Source organism: uncultured Leptotrichia sp., from assembly GCF_938036635.1.
GTDB classification, from domain to species: Bacteria; Fusobacteriota; Fusobacteriia; order Fusobacteriales; family Leptotrichiaceae; genus Leptotrichia; species Leptotrichia hongkongensis.
In genome coordinates, this window is the sequence record NZ_CALHQO010000462.1 from 1 (window position 1) to 1991 (window position 1991).

The 1991-nt window shown below is 28.0% G+C and carries 3 protein-coding genes; all 3 read left to right on the top strand.

Going from position 1 to position 1991, the window contains the following annotated elements; all coding sequences use genetic code 11:
• Positions 1-182 precede the first annotated feature (182 nt).
• Positions 183-1118: a hypothetical protein gene (locus tag Q0370_RS09120; protein WP_299574927.1), complete on the top strand. Its 936-nt coding sequence runs from the start codon at positions 183-185 to the stop codon at positions 1116-1118.
• A gap of 24 nt (positions 1119-1142) precedes the next feature.
• Positions 1143-1379, top strand: coding sequence for a S4 domain-containing protein YaaA (gene yaaA, locus Q0370_RS09125; RefSeq protein WP_299574929.1), 237 nt, complete (start codon positions 1143-1145; stop codon positions 1377-1379).
• Between the two features lie 71 nt (positions 1380-1450).
• The coding region (locus Q0370_RS09130; RefSeq protein ID WP_299574932.1) for an AAA family ATPase at positions 1451-1991 on the top strand (541 nt) is incomplete at its 3' end.

A 1991-nucleotide genomic window follows, 5' to 3' on the forward strand; every position in this document is an offset into this window, starting at 1 on the left:
CCTTTAAAAATCAATATAAAACACAATTGTGGAAAAGATGTGGAAATATTTGTGGGAAAAGTTTTCAACGTAAAAATCGGATTTTCCACAATAAAATTAAACATTAATTTGATTAATGGTTGAATTAGTAATAGATAGATTTTAAGCTATAATAATATTAGGTGTGAAGGTGTTGAAGTAAGATGAAAAAAATGATGACGTTGTTATTAATTATACTTTCCATGCTATGTCTTCATTCCTGCAGAGACCCTGAAGAAGTAACGGCTATGAATGAAGAAAAAATGCTAGATGACTATATGGAGATGCTCAAAAAAGAATTTAACTTAACAATGAACAAAGGAGCATATTATGTAAAAGAAGAACAGCTTGTAGCTGGAAACCTAATACATAATCCATACTCCTATGTCCTGTACAGCTATAACATTCCTAAGTATAAATCAGAATTCTTTTATAACAGAGATGTAATACATGTAGAATATCCTCCAACAAAATTTCCATTTGAAGATGGAAACAGATTATTTCGGATTAAATATGAAGATTTAAAAGAAGTTCCATTTTTTAATAAAACAGCGAAAGCGAATCTTCTACTTGAAATTATTGATTACTATGGATTAAGGCCGTATTTATGGAGCAGTCTCATATACGATAAATCCAAAGGAAATGACTTTGAAAAGATAGAAAAAATATTAAAAAAACATGGTATAAAATATGATGAAAATTTTTCTAACGGCGGAAGAGGAATATGGAAATGTGGAGAAATATCGGAGCAATGGAATAAAAATAGTATATCAGGAAGAAATATGATATTGACAGTAGTAGATGAGAAATGTGCAAACCAGATAGCAAATGGAAAAGTAGAAAGGCTGAAAATGTATGGCAAAAAATTAGAGGAATATTTTTCGAAACCTAGAAATTTTGACGAAATAGACTGGTATGAGTTTATGAAATTTAATAATATTCATCCTATTATATCAATTTATGTAGGCTATTCTTCAAAAGAAAAAATTGAAAAAATTAGAGATGAAATAAAGCCATACTATAATCAAAAAGATTTTACAATTCTGTTTTGTTATTGGGTAGATAATGGAAATGGCTATGATAGAAAATACATTTGGTAAAAAATAAGTTATGGAGGGAAATTAATGAAAAATATAAATAATGATATTGAAGAAGTTATCATAAATACTGAGTTTATAAAATTGGATCAGCTTTTGAAGTGGGCAAACTTTACAGGTTCTGGAGTGGAAGCAAAAATGTTTATTCAGAATGGTGAAGTAAAGGTAAATAACGCTGTGGAAACTAGACGTGGGAAAAAAATTTATGATGGGGATGTCGTGGAGTTTGCTGGAGAAAAAGTTATTGTAAGGACAAGACATTAAATAGTTTGCTGATTTACTAAAAAGACAAAAAGTTGTGAAAGCAGGCTGTGGAGAATTTAAGGGGAGATTTTATGAAAAAAGGTATAGGAATTGGAATAGAAGATTTTAGTGAAATAATAAAAGAGAATTGTTACTACATTGACAAAACAAAATGGATAGAGGAAATTTTAGAGGATAAATCAAAAATAAAGCTATTCACACGTCCAAGAAGATTTGGAAAAACGCTTAATATGTCAATGATTAAATATTTTTTTGATGTCAAAAATAAAGATGAGAATAAAACACTTTTTGAAAATTTAAAAATATCTGATAGTAAATATATGAATGAACAAGGGAAATATCCTGTAATATTTATTTCGTTAAAGGATTTGAAAGCGGATACTTGGGAAATGTGTCGTTTAGAAATAAAAAAAGTAATTTCAAAACTTTATCGTGAATTTCAATATATTACAGAGAAGATGGATGAAGATGATAAAGAGATATATAATTCCATTAAAAATAGAAAAAATGATATTGATCTCAATACTTCATTGGAACTTTTGTCTGATTTTCTTTGTAAATATTATGGGAAAAAAGTAATAGTTTTGATAGATGAGTATGATTCTCCAATAA